The sequence below is a fragment of the Arthrobacter sp. NQ7 genome (assembly GCF_029581595.2).
Classification (GTDB): Bacteria; Actinomycetota; Actinomycetes; order Actinomycetales; family Micrococcaceae; genus Arthrobacter; species Arthrobacter phenanthrenivorans_B.
On record NZ_JARFXU020000005.1, the window covers coordinates 152,292 to 170,778 of the forward strand.

Annotated in this window: 16 protein-coding genes; 9 read left to right on the forward strand and 7 right to left on the reverse strand. The window is 67.6% G+C overall.

The genetic code is table 11. The annotated features are described in order from the left end of the window. Positions 1-54: 54 nt before the first annotated feature. The 4 genes from manA to PUN71_RS08360 all read right to left on the reverse strand — a co-directional run bounded on the left by manA (position 55) and on the right by PUN71_RS08360 (position 4,794). Positions 55-1,293: a mannose-6-phosphate isomerase, class I gene (gene manA, locus PUN71_RS08345; RefSeq protein WP_277798026.1), complete on the reverse strand. Its 1,239-nt coding sequence runs from the start codon at positions 1,291-1,293 to the stop codon at positions 55-57. A 63-nt stretch (positions 1,294-1,356) separates the two neighbouring features. Then, positions 1,357-3,006 carry an LCP family protein gene (locus PUN71_RS08350; RefSeq protein WP_277798027.1) on the reverse strand — a complete coding sequence of 550 codons (1,650 nt, stop codon included), beginning with the start codon at positions 3,004-3,006 and terminating at the stop codon, positions 1,357-1,359. A gap of 10 nt (positions 3,007-3,016) precedes the next feature. Beyond that, entirely contained in the window at positions 3,017-3,601 is a 585-nt protein-coding gene (gene purE, locus PUN71_RS08355) for a 5-(carboxyamino)imidazole ribonucleotide mutase (RefSeq protein WP_277798028.1), read from the reverse strand. Further along, positions 3,598-4,794 carry a 5-(carboxyamino)imidazole ribonucleotide synthase gene (locus tag PUN71_RS08360; RefSeq protein ID WP_082007119.1) on the reverse strand — a complete coding sequence of 399 codons (1,197 nt, stop codon included), beginning with the start codon at positions 4,792-4,794 and terminating at the stop codon, positions 3,598-3,600. The genes purE and PUN71_RS08360 overlap by 4 nt, the downstream gene beginning before the upstream one ends. Positions 4,795-4,967: 173 nt before the next feature. On the opposite strand from PUN71_RS08360, the gene PUN71_RS08365 reads away from it, so the two are divergent. Next, positions 4,968-5,528 carry a GtrA family protein gene (locus PUN71_RS08365; protein ID WP_043454949.1) on the forward strand — a complete coding sequence of 187 codons (561 nt, stop codon included), beginning with the start codon at positions 4,968-4,970 and terminating at the stop codon, positions 5,526-5,528. 123 nt (positions 5,529-5,651) lie between these two features. Here the strand turns inward: PUN71_RS08365 and PUN71_RS08370 are convergent, their stop codons facing one another. Then, a complete protein-coding gene (locus PUN71_RS08370) occupies positions 5,652-6,353 on the reverse strand; it encodes a TIGR03089 family protein (protein ID WP_277798029.1) in 702 nt (233 codons plus the stop codon). A gap of 390 nt (positions 6,354-6,743) precedes the next feature. Here PUN71_RS08370 and PUN71_RS08375 point away from each other — a divergent pair, with 390 nt between their 5' ends. The 3 genes from PUN71_RS08375 to PUN71_RS08385 are packed head-to-tail and all read left to right on the forward strand — an operon-like array spanning position 6,744 to position 12,395. Beyond that, positions 6,744-7,277 (forward strand): WhiB family transcriptional regulator, encoded by a 534-nt coding sequence (locus PUN71_RS08375; protein ID WP_277798030.1) that lies wholly within the window; start codon positions 6,744-6,746, stop codon positions 7,275-7,277. Positions 7,278-7,306: 29 nt separating this feature from the next. Further along, positions 7,307-10,681, forward strand: a complete 3,375-nt coding sequence (locus tag PUN71_RS08380; protein WP_502860306.1) for a glycosyltransferase family 2 protein — start codon at positions 7,307-7,309, stop codon at positions 10,679-10,681. Further along, entirely contained in the window at positions 10,674-12,395 is a 1,722-nt protein-coding gene (locus PUN71_RS08385; RefSeq protein WP_277798031.1) for a DUF5719 family protein, read from the forward strand. The genes PUN71_RS08380 and PUN71_RS08385 overlap by 8 nt, the downstream gene beginning before the upstream one ends. A 41-nt stretch (positions 12,396-12,436) precedes the next feature. Here the strand turns inward: PUN71_RS08385 and PUN71_RS08390 are convergent, their stop codons facing one another. Next, positions 12,437-12,949, reverse strand: coding sequence for a metallopeptidase family protein (locus PUN71_RS08390; protein ID WP_043454944.1), 513 nt, complete (start codon positions 12,947-12,949; stop codon positions 12,437-12,439). 116 nt (positions 12,950-13,065) lie between these two features. On the opposite strand from PUN71_RS08390, the gene PUN71_RS08395 reads away from it, so the two are divergent. The 4 genes from PUN71_RS08395 to PUN71_RS08410 all read left to right on the forward strand — a co-directional run bounded on the left by PUN71_RS08395 (position 13,066) and on the right by PUN71_RS08410 (position 16,604). Then, on the forward strand, positions 13,066-13,452 hold the full coding sequence (locus tag PUN71_RS08395; protein ID WP_043454943.1) for a DUF3499 domain-containing protein: 387 nt from the start codon (positions 13,066-13,068) through the stop codon (positions 13,450-13,452). Between the two features lie 79 nt (positions 13,453-13,531). Next, entirely contained in the window at positions 13,532-13,759 is a 228-nt protein-coding gene (locus tag PUN71_RS08400) for a Trm112 family protein (RefSeq protein WP_043454978.1), read from the forward strand. A gap of 75 nt (positions 13,760-13,834) precedes the next feature. Then, positions 13,835-15,301: an adenosylhomocysteinase gene (ahcY, locus tag PUN71_RS08405; protein ID WP_043454941.1), complete on the forward strand. Its 1,467-nt coding sequence runs from the start codon at positions 13,835-13,837 to the stop codon at positions 15,299-15,301. Between the two features lie 64 nt (positions 15,302-15,365). After that, positions 15,366-16,604 carry a L,D-transpeptidase gene (locus tag PUN71_RS08410; protein WP_277798032.1) on the forward strand — a complete coding sequence of 413 codons (1,239 nt, stop codon included), beginning with the start codon at positions 15,366-15,368 and terminating at the stop codon, positions 16,602-16,604. 1 nt (position 16,605) lies between these two features. Here the strand turns inward: PUN71_RS08410 and PUN71_RS08415 are convergent, their stop codons facing one another. Then, positions 16,606-17,406, reverse strand: a complete 801-nt coding sequence (locus tag PUN71_RS08415; RefSeq protein ID WP_277798033.1) for an RDD family protein — start codon at positions 17,404-17,406, stop codon at positions 16,606-16,608. 87 nt (positions 17,407-17,493) lie between these two features. Here PUN71_RS08415 and PUN71_RS08420 point away from each other — a divergent pair, with 87 nt between their 5' ends. Beyond that, positions 17,494-18,486: a stage II sporulation protein M gene (locus PUN71_RS08420; protein ID WP_277798034.1), complete on the forward strand. Its 993-nt coding sequence runs from the start codon at positions 17,494-17,496 to the stop codon at positions 18,484-18,486. The last annotated feature ends 1 nt before the right edge of the window (position 18,487 follow it).

Sequence of the window (18,487 nt, forward strand, 5' to 3'; positions counted from 1 at the left end):
ACGGCGGCACTCCGGGAAGTGCCGCCGTCGCCCTTCTTCTTGTGGTTGCGCCGGTTAGAGGCCCGTGGTGACGGCGAAGGCCAGCGCCGGTCCCGTGCTGCCGGCCGCACGGTGGACGTTGACGGGAGCTTCGGCGGCCGGGATGAAGGCACTGCCGCCCCGGGACAATGCCAGGTCGCCCTTGGGGGAGTCCAGGTACACGTCTCCGGCTACGACGATGACCACCGCCGCTCCGGCCTGGGCGAGCGGAACCGGTCCTGCATCGGGGCCAAGCTCGATGCGCTGCAGCTGGAACTCACGGAACGGCGGACGGAACAGTTCCTGGTCCATTCCTGTCGTATCGGCGGCCAGCATGGGAACGGCCACGGGATGGAAGTCGATGGTGCGCAGCAGTTCCGGGACATCCACATGTTTGGGTGTCAGGCCGCCGCGCAGCACGTTGTCCGATGACGCCATGACCTCAACGCCCAGCCCGTGCAGGTAGGCGTGCACGTTGCCGGCAGGAAGATAAACGGCTTCACCGGGCTTCAATGAAATGCGGTTCAACAGCAGGGAAATCAGGACGCCGGGATCGCCGGGGTACTTCTCGTTGAGGCTGATGGCCGTGCCCAGCTCGGCCTGGTAGGGCTCCAGCGGTGTCTTCAGCAGGGCCGCCACCACCAGTGCCGTTTCCTCTGCCACGCCCTGGCCGCCCGTGATCAGGCGCTCGAAGGCCCGGCGGAGTCCGGCCCCTTCATCCTCGGCGGCCAGGTCCTCAAGGAGTGCCTGGACCAGCCGCGGCTGCCCGTCTTCGGGGAAGGCGTGCGCGACGTGCTCCAGGATGGTCCGGGTTTCTGCCGCGGGCCTGAATCCGCACAGCGCCTCGAAGGGCGTGAGCGCGAAGATCATCTCCGGTTTGTGGTTGTCGTCCTTGTAGTTCCGGCTGGGGGAGTGCGGGTCCACGCCGGCCTGGGCTTCCCTGGCAAAACCCTCCCGTGCCTGTTCGAGGCTTGGGTGGACCTGGAGCGAAAGAGGCTGTGCGGCCGCAAGGATCTTGGCAAGGAACGGCAGCCGGGGCCCGAAGGCGGCCACGGACTCCGCGCCCAGGAAGTGCTCCGGGTCGGAGGAAATCAGGGCGTCCAGCGGCTGCCTGCTCCCATCCTCCGGCAGGTGCGCCACCGACGGCGAGTCGGGGTGCGCGCCAATCCAGAGCTCGGCTTCCGGATGCCCCGACTCGTCACGCCCCAGCAGCGAGGCGATCGCCGTCGTCGAACCCCAGGCATAGTCCCGAAGGACGTTGTCAATCTCGTACAAAACTCTTCCGTTCCTTGATGGATGGACGCAGGTGGGTGGGCGCCGACGGATTGCGGCCGGCTGCTAGAGCGGGGCGCACTGTCCGTTGGTGGCCACGAGCTGGCGGATGGCCTCTTCATCGCCGGCAAGTTTGAGCTGGGTGAGCATCTCTTCGGTGATCGGCTCGCCGTCAGGCGTGGTGGTCACGGGCGTGAAGTCCGACGGCGACGGCTGCTTGGCTGCCGTGACCGTTCCGGGCAGCGTGGCAGGCAGGGCCGCTGCCGCCTGGACGTGTCCGGTGCCGGCGGCCGGTACGGCCATCACATCGTCGGATCGGCCGGCCGACTGGGAGCCCTTGGCGGACGCCGAGGCCAGGAGCTGGTCCACTTTGTCGTGGATCTGGTCGAAATCGGGGTTGGTGGAGAACGACGGGTCAAAGTCCGGCGGCCCGATGGTGAGCCGCTTGACGTCCTTGCCCCGCGCCTTGATCGCCAGGTCAAGGAAGCTGCCGAGCTGGGCCGAGGAAATGTTGGACTCCACCACTTTGGTGCCGGCGCTGGCGATGTCCTCGAACTTCGACAGCAGGGTGGCCGGGTCAAGCTGCTTCAGCATGGCCTGCTGGACGCACTGCTGGCGCTGGATGCGTGAGTAGTCGTCCACATACTCGCGGGACCGCCCGTACCAGAGGGCCTGGGCGCCGTTGAGCGTCTGGTCACCGGCGGGGATCCAGCCCAGGGGCATGCCGTGGGTCTTGGTGGCTTCATCGAAATAGCCGCTCATGGGGACCCAGCCGCCGGCCTTGATCCGGATGCCTCCCATCGCGTCGATCAGCGTTGAGAAGCCCTGCATGTCAACCAGCACATAAGCCTGGATCTGCATGCCCAGGGTCCCGGAAACGGCTTCCATCGTGGCCTGGGCGCCGGGATCGTCCACGCCCGGGTAAAGGTCGGCGTGCTCGTTGGTGACCTCGGTGTTGATCGCATTGATCAGGCATTCGTCGCCGCAGTTGTAGCCGTCGGGGTAGAGGGCGCGCATGGGCGAGTTCTCGCTGAACTGGGCATTCTGGAAGTTCCGGGGGACGGAAATAATGGCCGTCTGCCCGGTCTCGGCGTCCACGCTCAGGACCGAGAGGCTGTCAGGGCGGCGGCCGGTACGGTCATCGCCGGCGTCGCCGCCCATCATCAGGAAGTTGTAACGCCCGTCTACGGGTTTCAAGGCAGGGCCCGAACCGAAGATGCTGCCGATGGCATTGCGGCCCACGTTGAGCAGATAGGCCGAATAGCCCACGGAGCCGCTGCCCAGGACCAGAGCCAGCACCAGGGCAATTCCGACGCCGGGCCGGGCCTTTGGCGCCAGCAGCACGGGGCGGATGAGCCGGAGGGTATTGAGGAACAGGAAGGCCCAACCGAGGGCCAGGGCAGCCAGCAGGACCACCAGGACCAGGGACGTGACCGGGTTGGTAATGATGCTGATGGCCAGGCTTCGGTCGACCAGCAGGAGAACCCCGGCCAGGAGGAGGACGGCCCACGCGCACAGTGTGACGCGGAGTGCCGCACGTCCCAGTTTCCGATCGCCTGCCACCAGTTGAGCGCTGCCGGGCACCAGCAGCGTCAGGAGGACCAGGACGAACGCCCGCTTGGTGCGGACCGCGGAGGAAGCGCTGACCGGATAACGGACCGGGTCCGTCATGGACGGACCGGAGCCGGTGTTCAGGACGCTGCTGCTGCTGGCCATGTCCGCCGCCCTAACGGCTGCCCCGAGGTGCGCTGGAGCCGCCGGGGAAGACTTCACTGACTTTCTGCCGCAGGTTTGCGCCCTTGCGGGAGGCGACGGCGTTAAGGTCGGCGGCGAAATCCAGGAGGTCCCGGCGGAGGGAGGCAGCCAGTTCGTCCGTTCCGGACGCGAGCATCCGCACGGCCAGGAGACCTGCGTTGCGGGCGCCCGCAATCGAGACCGTCGCCACGGGGACGCCCGCCGGCATCTGGACGATGGACAGCAGGGAATCCATCCCGTCCAGGGTCTTCAAGGGGACGGGAACCCCGATCACGGGCAGCGGTGTGACACTGGCGAGCATGCCGGGAAGGTGGGCAGCGCCGCCGGCGCCGGCGATGATGACGCGGAGGCCGCGTTCATGGGCGGTCTGGCCGTACCGGATCATCTCGGTGGGCATCCGGTGGGCAGAGACCACATCCGCTTCGAAGGGGATGCCAAACTCGGCAAGGGCGTCAGCCGCGGCCTCCATGACAGGCCAGTCCGAATCTGAACCCATGACGAGCCCCACCAGGGGGCCGGCGCCGGAACCGGCGGCTGGGGTGGCTTCGGCGCTCATGCGTTCTCCTCAAAGATTACGGATGCTTCTTCGGTGCCGACCCGGCCGTCGCGGATGATTCCCGCCACGGCGGCGGCGCGGCGGCGGACCGACTCAACTTCCGCGGTGGATGCGCCCACCAGGTTGACATGGCCGATCTTACGTCCGGGCCGGACGGATTTGCCGTAGCAGTGGACTTTGGCAGCCGGTTCGGCCGCCAGCGCCATGGGGTAGGCGGAGTAGAGGTCCTGGTTTCCGCCGCCCAGGAAGTTCTTCATGACCGTTACCGGTGCCAGTGCGTCGGTGGCGCCCAGGGGCAGGTTCAGGACAGCGCGGAGGTGCTGCTCGAACTGGCTGGTGATGGAGCCGTCCTGGGTCCAGTGGCCCGTGTTGTGCGGCCGCATGGCCAGTTCATTGATGAGGAACCCTGCTCCGGTGCCCGGAGTTTCGAAGAGTTCAACGGCCAGGACGCCGGTTACGTCCAGTTCGGCCGCGATGCGCAAGGCGGCGTCCTCCGCGGCGGCGGCGACCTCCAGCGGGATGTCGAGTGCCGGCGCAATCACCTCGTCGCAGACACCATCCACCTGGATGGTGTGCACGACCGGCCAGGCCCGGGCCTCGCCGTCGGGGGTCCGCGCCACGAGCGCGGAGAGTTCACGGGTGAATTCGACCTTCGCCTCGGCAAGGAGGGGACTCATGGCGGCGAACCAGTCAGCGGCCTCGGCGGCTTCCTCCGGCGAGGCCACGATCCTGACACCCTTGCCGTCGTATCCGCCGCGGGGGGTCTTCAAGACCACAGGCCAGCCGGTTTCCTCGCCGAACCGAACCAGCGCGTCCACGTCCGCCACGGACGCCCAGGCGGGGTTCGGGAGTTCCAGGCGGTCGATGGCGGCACGCATGACCAGTTTGTCCTGGGCGTGGACCAGGGCATCGGGACCTGGCTGCACATTGACCCCGGCCTCCTGGAGGGCACGCAAATGGGAGGTCGGCACATGCTCATGGTCGAACGTCATCACGTCCAGCCCCTGGGAAAAGTCCAGGAGCGTCTGGAGGTCCTTATAGTCACCCACCGGCGTGGCGGGCACCGCTGAGACCGCTGAGACGTCCTCACCCTCGGCGAGGACACGGAGTTCAAAGCCAAGTGCTGTAGCGGCAGGGGCCATCATTCGCGCGAGCTGGCCGCCGCCAACCACGCCTATCACTGGAAAAGTCACATCTGCCAGCCTACCGAAGACGGGCACGATCCCGCTTTTATGGCCCGGTGGGCGCGGGGGATTTCCCCTGGAGGTGGCATTGGCCACCTGCTGTCCGGGGCATACTCCAAGCTTTGGGGGCTAAAATGGACCCTTGGCCGAGTGGCCCACAGTTCGGACGGCCATGGAGGGTCATGTTTAGCGCACTTGCAGATCGTATCCGGGGGCTCGCCTCACTCTTTTGGCGCGAGGTGGCCAAGTTTGGTGCGGTTGGCGGTGTGGCGTTCGTCATCGACAACGGCCTGACCTATTACCTGATGCACGGCCCCATGTCCGACAGCGAGGCGAAGGCCCGGTTCGTCGGTGCCACGGTAGCCACCGTCTTCTCGTGGATTGCGAACCGTTTCTGGACCTTCCGCCACCGGCGCCAGGCCAACGTGCTCCGCGAGTTTGTCATGTTCGTCATCATCAACGGCATTGGCATCGGCATTTCCACCGGGTTCACGGCGCTGGCCAAATACGGGCTGGGTATTGACGACAAGAACCTGCTGTTCCTCGCCGGGGTCGCCGGCATCCTGGTGGCCACCGTCGTCCGCTTCTTCGCGTACCGCTTCCTGGTGTTCAACCAGGAACTGGACCAGGAGCCGGAGTTCTCCCACGACCACGAGATCCTCGAAGCGCATCCCCACAAGGAACACGCACAGGCAGCCGAACGCCCGGCTTCCGCGCCCGCCGAGGGCGGCCCCAAGGCCTAGGACACCGCCTGCCCGGGCCTTCCACCGGCAAGACGGGGCTCGCCGCCCGGCAACCGGCAAGGCGTGGCTCGCCGCACCATTCTGGAGGCATTCCGCCGCGGAGCGCGGTCCGTTCGTCCCGGGCTACGCGCCGTGGATGCGCTCGGCCGCGAGGAGCTTGTCCGTGAGCGCCACGTCCGGGTGGGTCAGCACCACCGACCCGCCCTGCTGCCACGCTCCCAGGGCATTGGCCAGGGCCGCTTCCAGGCCGTCGGCGGCGGGCACATGCAGCCTGGTGCCTTCACTGTGCGGCTGGGCAAAATCCGTGATCAGCTCCCGGTGGAGGATTGTGCGCCCGTCACCGGTGTGGACGGCGGCCGCCGACGGATCGGGGTCCGAATGCGCCATGAAGACGTCCCCGTGGGAGCGCACCTCAGCGGCGTAGTCCAGCCACCCGCCGGGAAGGTCCCCTGGCCAGCGCATGGCGAGGGCGGGAAGCGCTACCGCAACGACGGCGTCGTACTGCTCCCTTGCCCCGTCCGGGTCGTCCGTGGCAAGGAAGTCCGCCGGGCCGCCGTCGAGGACAGCCTCCAGTCCCAACTGCCACCCGGCCAGCGCCCAGACCATGGCTTTCCAATGGGCCGGCAGCGCCAGCCGCAGCCGCATGCCGGGCTCGGCGTCCAGTTCGTCCTGGAGCAGGTTGCTGGTTTTCGCCACCCAGTTGTCCAACACCCGGCCGGACAGTTCCACCCGTTCCCCGTCCGGTCCGTACCACGTCAGTCGCGGCGCAGTGGAATTGCCGGATCGCAGGCTGCCCATGAGGTCGATTACGGGGATAGTCGTCATGGCTTCATCCTGCCACTCGGGAAACCCGGGGTCATCCGCCTCCGCGTCACGCATCCGACCAACAGCGCCAATGTGATGTTAATCACGGGCTTTGCTAAGCGTGCTTGCTATTTGCGCCCCGGGCGGGTATTTTTCGCGCCAGTACGGACATCTGTCCGCCCATTCCTCCCCGAAGGGCGGTGTTGAGGCACCGGCGCCAGCGGGCCGGGCCAAAATCCCGGGCGTGGCGTGCGCAAATTTCTTCGCTGCGACTGTCTATTATCCCGGCAACGGCTTGACTCACCCTAGTTACACACGTGTAATTAGGTATCTAAAGCAATTGCGTAAATACCGGCACACAACCGAGTGTCCACGTATCCAGGCAGTGGCTGAAACATCAGGAGGGTCGCCGTGGGGCAAGCAGAGCGTATCCAGGAAGATGCCGTCGTAGCCGGCCAGGCAACGGCAAAGTACCGTGCGCGGGGGGTGCCAAGTGATTGGTACGTGGATCCCGCCGATCCTGATGCTGCAGAGCGGTATAACAGGAATTCCACCAGCGTCCTGGAGGACCAGGCCACGGCGTTCCTTGCAGCGCACGAAGCGCTCCTTGACGGCGGCGCGGAACCCGAAGACGATCTTGATCCTCCAATGGAGCTCGCCGCAGCCGGGACCCCCCAGCCGGTGTGGATTGGGTTGCCGCTGCAGCAGGACTTCGACGACGAAGGTGAGCTGGGCTGGCAGACTGACGCTCTGTGCGCACAGACCGATCCGGAAGCCTTCTTCCCCGAAAAGGGCGGCTCCACCCGCGATGCCAAAAAGGTGTGCGGCGCCTGCAACGTCAGGTCGCAGTGCCTGGAGTACGCGCTGGCCAATGACGAGCGGTTTGGCATCTGGGGAGGCCTGTCCGAGCGTGAGCGCCGGCGGCTAAGGAAGCGAGCAATCTAATTCTTCAGGATGTCCATGTCACTGCCGTTGTGGTCGCCCACAACGGCAGTGCCTATCTGCCCAGAACCCTTTCAGCCCTGGCGGCCCAGACCCGGCCGGTCGACCGCGCCATCGGCGTGGACACCGGATCCGCCGACGACTCCTACGGCGTCCTCACCCAGGCCCTGGGTGAGGAAGGGGTCGTCAGCCATCCCCGGGGCAAAGGCGGCATGGGTTCCGCCGTCTCTGCTGCGCTGGCATCGCTGTCCCCGTTCAACGGAAACACGGAGGAAGGCAGGACCGAATGGATCTGGCTCCTGCACGATGACGCTGCACCAGCGCCGGAAGCACTCGCTGAACTGCTCGGGGCGGTGGAACGTGCCCCGTCCGTCACTGTTGCCGGCTGCAAGCAACTGGATTGGCATTCGCCGCGGCGGCTGCTGGACGTAGGCCTTTCCACCAGCAGGTGGGCCGAACGCCTCACGCTCATCGACGCCGACGAAATGGACCAGGGCCAGTACGACGGCCGCACCGACACCTTTGCCGTGAACTCCGCAGGCATGCTGGTGCGCCGCGACGTCTGGGAGGGGCTGGGCGGTTTCGACCCAGCCCTGCCGGGCAGCGGCGACGACGTTGATTTCTGCTGGCGCAACCGCCTCGCCGGCCACCGCGTCGTGGTGGTTCCGGCAGCCCGGATGTTCCACGTTGCGCACCGCCCGCAGGCGCTCGGAAATCCCTCCGCGGCACGCAAGGCCCAGGTCCACCTGCGCCTGAAGCACAGCCCGCTGTGGATGGTGCCCGTACACGCGGTCGGTGCCTTGCTGGGAAGCATCTTCAAGCTGGTCCTGAGCATCGTGGTCAAGGATCCCGGCCATGGCATCTCCCAGCTCCTCGCCACCTGCGCGGCCCTGGGCCGGCCGGACGCCGTTGCGAAGGCACGGCGGGCCGCAAAGCGTACACGGCGCATTCGGCGCTCCGTCATCCGCAAACTCCAGACGCCCCGCCGGGAAGTGTGGAGCCATCGCCGGTCCTTGATGGAGGCGCTGGGATCGGACGGCTCCGCCGCCGACCACCTGGTGCAGGACCCGCTGGCGCACCAGCCCACCGGTGATGCATCAGACGATTTTGCCGCCCTCGCCACGAGTAAGCGCGGCTGGGTGGGCAACGGCGCACTGGCCGCCGTCATCATCGCCTCGGTGGCATCGCTCCTTGCCCTGACAGGACTGTTCCGTGCTGCCGCCGTAACCGGGGGAGCCCTGATTCCCGTCTCCGCCGGCCTGGGGGACATCTGGCACAACGCGTCCAGCTGGTGGGTCAGCCTGGGTGCAGGCCTTCCCGGCCACGGCGACCCCTTTGACTATGTCCTCTGGATCATCGGCGTGCTCGGGGCAGGCGACGCCAACCCAGCCATGGCGTGGCTGCTGCTCCTTGGCGCCCCGCTGGCCGGACTCACAGCCTGGTTCGCAGCCGGCGGAGTGACGGTACGCCGCCGCCTCCGCTTCGTCGCCGCCGTGACGTGGGCTGCCGCACCGGCGCTCCAGGCTGCCCTCAACCAGGGACGGGCGGGCGCGCTGATCGCGCACATCATGCTGCCGCTGGTCGTCCTGGGCCTGCTGCGGGCAACCGGATCGGCCGTCGGCCATGGCCGCTTCAACGCCGCATCCGCTCCTGACGTCCGGCCCGACGAACAGCCCCCGGCCAAAGCGGGCATCAACGGCGTGCCCTCATGGACGGCTGCAGCGGCCGCCGGCCTGGCGCTGGCGGTCACCACGGCAGCGGCACCATCCCTGCTGGTCCCGGCTACCGTGGTGATCGTGCTCTGTGGCATCCTGCTGGGCCGGCGCGGCCGGACAGTGTGGTGGGCGCTGTTGCCCAGTGCAGCCTTGTTCATTCCCTTCGCCTTGTCCACCCTGGACCGGCCACGCGCCCTCCTGGCCGATCCCGGTCTGCCCCTCGGCTTTGACGCGGCCCCGCTCTGGCAGCAGCTTCTGGGCCAGCCGCTTGCCTTCGACCCCGCACGGGGCCTCCGCGGGCTCGCCCTGTTCGCAGACGGCTCCGTCCCCTGGGGCCTGTTGCTGGCACTGCTCATCGCGGTGCCGATGCTGTTCCTCGCCATTGTCGGGCTCTTCAGCCCGGGCCGCCGGTCACGGACCGCGAGCTGGTTTTGGCTTGCTGCCGTACTCGCCCTGGCCGCCAGTTGGCTGGCCGGCCACGTGGCCACCGGCCTGAACGCGGGCGTGATGGTGACGCCTTTCACCGGCCCCGCGGTTTCCGCCGCTTCCTTTGCGCTCCTTTCCGCGGCACTCCTTGGGTGTGAACAACTGCTCGCCGCAGCCCAACGGCCAACGGCGAACGGAACCAAACCCAGGACAGCCGCCCGCGCAGCCGTTGCGCTGGGCCTGGTGCTGCTGCTGGCCGGGCCACTGGCTGGAATGGCTGCGTGGTCAGCGCAAAACCTGCTTCGTCCCGCAGCTGCGGCAAATCCCACCGGCACGGCTGTCCGGGAAGCCTCCGCCGCTCCCGGTTCGGCACCTGACGCACCCGGGGGAGCCTTGGGTACTCCGCGGCTGGTGGAAGCCACCGCGGGGCGCTCCCTCCCCGCGACAGCCATCGACCGCGGGACCGGGCCTGAACAGACCCGGACCCTTCTGCTCAGCACCGGCGATGACGGTACCTACAACGCGTCACTGATGCGTGGTTCCGGTACAACGCTGGACAGCCTCTCGGCCATCGCCTCCGCGCGGAACATCATAGGTACGCCGGGCGCGGAGGAGGTGCGTGAGGACGACGACGTCACTGCAGCTGTCCGGCGCGTCGTCGCCACCATGGTTGCGGGCCAGGGCGTTGACCCCCGGGCAGACCTCGAACAGCTGGGTGTCGGATTCGTGGTGCTGCGCTCGGCGGACACCGCCGCCCAACTGACCGCCAGCAGGATGGACGCCGTGCCCGGCCTCGTAGCCGTGGGGCAAACCGATGTCGGGTGGCTGTGGCGTATCAGCCCGCTGAACCAGGCCGTGCTCCAGGCAGCGGAGGTCGCCCACCGTGTGCGCATCGTGGATCCCCGCGGTGCCGCCACGAATCTGGTCGCCTCCGGAACGGTCGACGTCGACGCCGCTGTCCCTGCAGGCCCGGAGGGCAGGCTGGTGGTCCTTGCCGAGCGTGCCGACCCCGGGTGGAGCGCGTGGCTTGACGGCCGAAAGCTGACCGCCACGACGTCCGGCTGGTCCCAGGCCTTTACGCTTCCGGCCTCTGCCGGCCAGCTGACCGTCCGCTACGAAAACCCCTGGACATTCTGGGCGGCTGCCGCCCAGATCACGGTGATAGGCCTGACCGTCATCCTCGCCATCCCCATGCCGGCCCAGCGGCCGCGGACCGGCCTTTCCCGTGACGAGGGCTCCCTGCGTAAGGAACACCAGCATGCATGAGCACACCCCACCGGCCGCTGCCCAAAGTGCGGCCGCTGCGGAATCAACGGGTGCAAACCCGGGCCCGGCTGAAAAGCCGGGCCCTGACTCCGGGAAAGGCAGGGGAAGGAAACCGTCCAGCGGGGGTTCCACCCGCCTGCCGGGCGGCAACACCCGTGCTGCCTCCGTGGCCGGAGTGGCAGCCGGCGTCCTGATCTTCGCGGCAGCGGGAGCGGTAGTGGCCGCAGGGACTGCCGTGCCCGGGCCCGGCTCCAGCCGGGCCGTGCCGGCGGCCCAGGCCGCCGTTCCCGCCGGGGCCAGCGTGGGCGTGTGCCCCGGTCCGGCCCGGCTGCTGGAAGGCACCGACGCCGGCACCGACGCCCAGTTCCGCCCCGAGTCCGCAACGGCAGCAACCAGGGTCAGCGCGGCTGTGCTCAGTGCCGGAGGTGTGCTGCCCGGAAGCCGGCTCGCACGCCTCGACGGAACGGCCGCCGTCGACATTGCCAAAGCTCCCGGCCCAACGCCTGCTGCCGGCACTCCCCAGGAACTCCTTGCCGGGGTGGTGGCCGACCGCACGGTGGACCAGGTTAACGTCCTTCGCGCCGACGCCGTGGCCAACCAGAACGCGTCGGCAGCAGGTGCCATGAAATACACCGCGACCGACGGCGACCTCCAGGGCAGCGCCGCTGCGTCCTGCTCGCAACCCTTGAACGACCAGTGGCTGGCCGGTGCCAGCACCGTGGTTGGCCGCACCTCCGTGCTGGCCCTCACCAACGCCTCCAGCACCCCGGCAACCGTGAGCCTTGAACTGTTCGGTTCAGGCGGCCAGATCCAGGCGCCCGGCAGCCGTGGACTCCTCGTTGCCCCCGGCACCACGCGCAGCGTGGTCCTCGCAGGCCTGGCACCCAACGAGGCACAGCTCAGCGTGCATGTCCGCAGCGCGGGCGGTCCGGTCGCGGCCACCATCCAGCAAAGCGTACTGCGCGGGCTCACACCCGGGGGCGTGGACTTCATCAGCCCAGGCACTGCGCCTGCCCTCCGCCAGGTCATGACCGGCGTGGACATCCAGGACCCCGCCGCGGTTGCTGCCCTGACGGCCCAGGCCGGGTACAAGGACGCCGGGCCTGCCCTGGAGCTGACGGTTCCCGGTGCAGCCGACGCCGTGGTGGAGATCAAACTGTACGGACGCGACGGCCAGCATGCGCTTCCATCCGGCGGCGTGATCACCGCGAAAGCCGGATCGACCACCGAGGTGCCGCTGGCCGGCGTGCCCGCGGGCCAGTACACCGTCGAGGCCTCGTCCGACGTCTCCATCGTCGCCGCCACGCGCATGGGCCGTGGGCTGCAGCCGGGACAGGCGTTGGACGTGGCATGGGCCGCATCCGCGGTCCGGCTCGGGAGCCAGCACGTCATCCCGGTGCCGAAGGGCGGCCTCCGGCAACTGGTGTTCGGGGCGCTGGACGCCAGGGCCACCATCACCTACGCCCCCATCACCGCCGACGGGAAGGTGCGTGCCAACGCCACCGCCGACATTGCCGGCGGGACAACCGCTTCCATTGCCGTCCCGGAACAGGCCGATGGGGCCGACGTTGTGGGGTACGTGGTGTCGGCCTCCGGTGACGCGGCCTACGGGGCGGTGCTGCTGGGGCAGGATGGCCGCAACGACGTCTCAGCCTTGGGCTTCCTGCCGGCTGCTGCGGGCCAGGAGACCGTTCCGGTCAGCCTGGGCTCCTAGCCCAGCCGAAGTCCCGCGACCCCGCCCACGGTACGCCCGCGTCAGTAACGGCGGCGGTAGACCGGGTCCAGCGTCTCAGGTGCCACGCCCAGCATTTCCGCGGTATGTTCGACCACGACGTCGTGGACCAGGTCCTGGAGCTCTTCGACGCTGGAGCAGGCCTGTTCCACCACCCGCCGGTACACCGTAATCATCGGACCCTCACCACCGGCAGCGGGGGTGTAGGCGCCCATGGGTGCGGCCGAGGCGTTGGCAGCCAGCTGTTCGAGGTCCGGGGGGATTTCGTCGACGCCGAACCGGACGCCGTCGAGCGTCTTGCCCCAGATATCGTGCAGCCGCTGGGCGGAGTCCAGCACCATATCGTCGAAGCGGTCGGCGCGGCTGCGGAATCCGGGGTGGGTGGGCAGCATTACCTCGCCCCTGAGCCCACGTCCATGACGGTTCCGGCGCCGCCTGAAGAAGCTTCTCCCGGCAGTCTCCACACCCGGGCCCGTGGGGGCATCCGGGTCAGCCAACCGGACCGAAAAATCTGATTCATGGTTCGATGACTGCATACATTGACTGTAAACCCGGTGGCGCGTTTAGGCGATACATCGCCGCAGCGGCGGGGGCGCGTCGGCCAGCCCGCAATGCGCGGCTTTTGAGCGTCGAAGGGGTAGTCTGTGATGTCGTGGGAGCTATTCGTCAGTGTTCAAGGTCTGCCTGCCGCCAGCCGGCGGTGGCCACCCTGACGTACGTCTACGCAGACTCCACCGCAGTCCTGGGTCCGTTGGCCACCTACGCGGAACCGCACTGCTACGACCTCTGTGAGCAGCACGCTGATTCGCTGACCGTCCCCCGGGGCTGGGAGGTCCTGCGCCTGGCCATGCCCTCCACACCCCAGCAGCCCGGACCCGATGACCTGCTGGCACTGGCGAACGCGGTCCGCGACGCCGCCGCGCTTCCGCCCGAGGCCCAGCCACCCGCCCAGCGCGCCCACCATTCTGCCCTTGAGGCGCCGGCGGGCAGCGAGGGGGTTCGCAGGGGCCACCTGCGGGTCCTGCGCGAACCTTCCTGACCCCCGTCTGGCGGTAGGCTGGATGCTGCACATCTTTTCCGCCACCGGCGCGAGCGCGCCCGCCAGGGAGCATGAACAAATGCCAAAGATCAGTCCCGAGCTGCTGTCCGTCCTGCGATGCCCCGTGACCGGCTCGCCCTTGGTCCAGGAGGGGGACGAACTCGTGGCCACCGCAGCCGGGGAGACGGGGGCCAGGAACCGCTACGCCATCGAGGACGGGATTCCCCTGCTGCTGCCCCCGGAGCTGCTCGCTGCAGCACTCTCGGCAGGTTCGGACCAGCACGATCCCGCCGTGGCACAGCAGTAGCCCACCCGCATCCGCCCGCACAAGAAGAGCCGAACGGGGACTGGACCAGGACCCGGACCAAGCAAAGGACCACCCATGACTTTTGAGTACAAGATCGCCGATATCTCCCTGGCGGAAGCCGGCCGGCACCAGATCCGGCTGGCGGAGCACGAGATGCCCGGCCTGATGTCCCTCCGTGAGGAGTTCGGTGCCAGCCAGCCGCTCAAGGGCGCCCGGATCGCCGGTTCGCTGCACATGACGGTGCAGACCGCGGTGTTGATTGAGACGCTCACTGCCCTTGGCGCAGAGGTCCGCTGGGCCTCCTGCAACATTTTCTCCACCCAGGACGAAGCCGCGGCGGCCGTTGTTGTGGGCAAGGGCACCGTTGAGGATCCCCAGGGCGTCCCGGTCTTCGCCTGGAAGGGTGAAACCCTTGAAGAATACTGGTGGACCGCCGAGCAGATCCTCACCTGGCCCGGTGCCGACACCAACCCTGAGCTTGGCCCCAACATGATCCTCGACGACGGCGGCGACGCCACCATGCTGGTCCACAAGGGTGTCGAATTCGAGGCCGTGGGCAACGTTCCCTCAGCCGACCCTGAGGATTCCGAGGAATACGGCATCTTCCTCGAGGTGCTTCGCCGTTCCCTCGCCGCCGACCCGCAGAAGTGGACCCGGACCGCGGCCACGATCAAGGGCGTCAGCGAGGAAACCACCACCGGCGTGCACCGCCTGTACCAGCTGGCCGACCAGGGCAAGCTGCTCTTCCCCGCCATCAACGTCAACGACTCCGTAACCAAGAGCAAGTTCGACAACAAGTACGGCATCCGCCACTCCCTGCCGGACGGCATCAACCGTGCCACGGACGTCCTCATGGGCGGCAAGGTCGCGGTCGTCTGCGGCTACGGCGACGTCGGCAAGGGGGCGGCGGAAGCGCTGCGCGGCCAGGGTTCGCGCGTCATCGTCACCGAGATCGATCCCATCTGCGCACTGCAGGCCGCCATGGACGGCTATCAGGTGGCCAAGCTGGAATCAGTCCTGGCCCAGGGCGACATCTTCATCACCACCACCGGCAACAAGGACGTCATCCTGGCCGAACACATGGCCGGCATGAAGAACAAGGCCATCGTGGGCAACATCGGCCACTTCGACAACGAGATCGACATCGCCGGCCTCGCCCGCATCCCCGGTGTCAAGAAGGTCGAAATCAAGCCCCAGGTCCACGAATGGGTCTTTGATGAAGGCACCGGCACGGAGCGCTCCATCATCGTTCTCTCCGAGGGCCGGCTGCTGAACCTGGGCAACGCGACCGGGCATCCGTCGTTCGTCATGAGCAACTCGTTCGCCAACCAGACCATCGCGCAGATCGAACTGTGGACGAAGCGGGACCAGAACGAGTACGGGAACCAGGTCTATGTGCTGCCCAAGGTCCTGGATGAGAAGGTGGCGCGGCTGCACCTGGACGCCCTGGGCGTGGAGCTCACGGAACTGACCAAGGAACAGGCAGAGTACCTGGACATCGACGCTGCGGGCCCGTACAAGCCTGAGCACTATCGTTACTGAGCCGTAAGGGCCCGGGCGCAGTTCAGCGCCCGGGCTGTTACGTCCTGCACGTAGGATCGAAATCATGGAGCCTGATGTAAAGCCCCGCCGCCGGGGGACTGCCACGAAAATCCTCGCCGTCGCCGCCGTCTGTGTCCTGGCGGCCGTGGGCGGGGTTTTCGCCGCCGTCGCTCCTGACCTTGCCGGCGGACCGCTTGAATCGGAGGCAGGCTCCGCACTGCGGACCTCACCGGGCATCGCCTTGCCCGTAGTGCCGCCGGTGGCCCTGGACGCGGCCCCGGCCAACGGTGCCAAACAGGTCAATCCTGCCGCTCCCGTTTCACTCAAGGTGGCCAACGGAACCATCCAGCGCGTCACCCTGGCCAGCACCGCCGGCAAAACCGTCGACGGCAGTATCGATCCCAGCGGGACGGCGTGGTCTGCCACCGCCCCCCTGGACTTCAATACCGAGTACAGCTACACATACGTGGTCAAGGATTCTGCAGGACGCGAGACCAGCACCACCCAGTCCTTCAACACCGTGTCCAGCTCGCACGAGGCCGACGCCGCCGTGTACCCGCTCAACGGCATGAAAGTGGGTGTTGGGCAGCCGCTCCAGATCATCTTCAGCGAACCGGTCACCAACCGGGCCGCCGTCGAAAAGGCCATCAAGATCACCACCACGGCCGGACAGACGGGGGCGTTCCACTGGTACAGCGACACCATGGTCCGGTACCGCCCGGAAAACTTCTGGGCAGCGAACTCCACCGTGACCATGGACATGCAGCTCTTCGGCGTCGATTTGGGCAACGGCCAGATCGCCAATTTCAACAAGAAAGTCAATGTCTCCATCGGAGACAAGAAGGTGGCCATCGCTGACGCCACGGCACACACATTCACCCTGAGCGTCAATGACCAGCCGGTCAAGACGCTGCCCGTCAGCATGGGCGACAAGCGCTTCCCCTCCGCCAAGGGATACGCGGTGCTGATGGAGAAGAACCGTTTTGACCACTTCAGGGCGGCGAGCATCGGGCTGAAGCCCGATGACCCCGCCTACTACGGTGAAGCCGACGTCGAATACACCATCCGCCTCACCCTCAGCGGCGCCTACATCCACCAGGCCCTGGAGTCCGCGTTTCCGTACATCGGAAACGCCAACGTCTCCCACGGCTGCATCGGATTCCTGCCCGACGGCGCGGCGTGGGTGTTCGACAACATGGGAACCGGTGACGTGGTCCAGATCATCAACACCGAAGGCGACTACGCGGCGAACACCGACGGGTTCGGCGACTGGAACATTCCCTGGAGCGAGTACGACAACTGATTCAGTCGCTGAAGGGCAGGCGCTGGAGACGGCGCCCCGTTTCCGTGTTCCGCCGGCGTAACTGCGACAACCTGGCATACTCCCGGTTCCTCCGCTCAGCGACGACGGCGGCCAGGAAGTCATCGGACCCGGTCCCGGGCGGCGGGGCCGGGGCCACGTGGGCGGACAGCTCGGCTGCAATGGATTGCGCCATGCCGGCCCGGGAAAAAGGAACCATCCTGCCTGCCTGGCGGATGAACTGGGCCGCCCTGCGGGCGGTGGCGTCGGGGATACGGCCGATGTCCGCCGTTGCCGCCCATGCCTGCAGGTGGGGCGGGACGAACACGTGGACGGCCTCCTCGGCCGGCACCCGGCTGCGCACCGAATACGTGCCGGCGAGGAGGTCCCCGAGCCGCCTCGACTTGTCATTGAAGAGCGCCACGGCGAAGGCAAGGCCGCCGAACGTCAGGTAGATCTCCAGGAATCCGGTCAGCCCGCGGATCACGGCGTGCCGGAACCGGATGGCACCGCCGTCGTCGCGGACCACCCTCAGGCCCGTGGCCAGCTTCCCCAGGGAGCGGCCCCGGCTCACTGTTTCCACGGCAACAGGCACGACAACCAGGCTGAAGACCACGGCAGCCAGGCCCAGGGCGCGGGCGGCGGCGGGATCCAGACCCGCGCCGGCGGCGGACAAGCCAACCATGAGCAGGATCAGCAGCACCACGTGGACGACGACGTCGATGGCAAGGCCCAGGGCCCGCGCGGCAAAGCTCGCGGGCCGGAGCTCCAGGACTACGGCCTCGCCGGTGATGATCGGGCTCACACTGCGTCCCTGCCCTTCGGAGCTGCTGTGTGTGGATGGACGGATGGTGTTCGGTCAAAGTCTACTGCCGGGCGTTAGGCTGTAGCCGTGGACATGGATGCCTTTGCCGCCGTCAACGCGGACAAATGGGCGCGGCTGCAGGAACTCGCCGGTAAGGGCAGGCTCAGCGGCGCCGAGGCCGACGAATTGCTGGCGCTCTACCAGTCAACCTCCGGCCACCTGTCCCTGGTCCGTTCCATGGCGCCCGAAAGCGGGCTGTCCGCCTCCCTGTCAGCAACGCTGGCACTGGCCAGGACCCGTTTCACCGGCGCGCGTTCGAACGCCATGGCCGACCTGGCGAGGTTCTTTGTGGCGGCACTGCCGGCCGCGCTGTACCGCCTGGCCTGGCTTACCGTTGCCTGCGGAACAGCCTTCGTGATCATTGCTGCAGCGTACGCGGCCTGGATCGGAACGTCCCCCGAGGCGCTCCGTGCGGTGGCCTCCGAGGCCGCCGCCGCCCAGTACGTCGACCAGGATTTCATCAACTACTACTCGGAAAATCCGGCCGCGTCCTTTGCCGGTGCCGTGTGGACCAACAACGCCTGGATCTGCGCCCAGGCGGTGGCTTTGGGGATCACCGGGGTCTGGGTCCCCATGATCCTCTTCAGCAATGCCCAGGGCGTGGGCGTCGCCGCCGGGATATTCGCGTCAGCCGGAAAGTCGGACGTGTTCTACAGCTACATCCTGCCGCACGGCCTGATGGAACTGACCGCCGTCTTTGTGGCCTGTGCCGCCGGCCTGCGGATCTTCTGGGCCATGGTGGCGCCGGGCCCCCGGACCAGGGGCCGCGCGGTGGCGGAGGAAGGCCGGTCATTGATCACCGTGGCCCTCGGGCTGGTCCTGGTGCTGTTTGTCTCCGGCCTGGTGGAAGGCTTCGTCACTCCCAGCCCGCTTCCTGCCTGGGCCAAGATCGGAATCGGCGCGGCTGTGCTTGCCGCATATTGGCTGTACGTCCTCTTCCTCGGCAGGCGTGCCTTCCTCTCCGGTGAACGCGGGGACCTTCGCCGCGAAGATGCAGGCTACACGGAAATCGCTGCCTGAA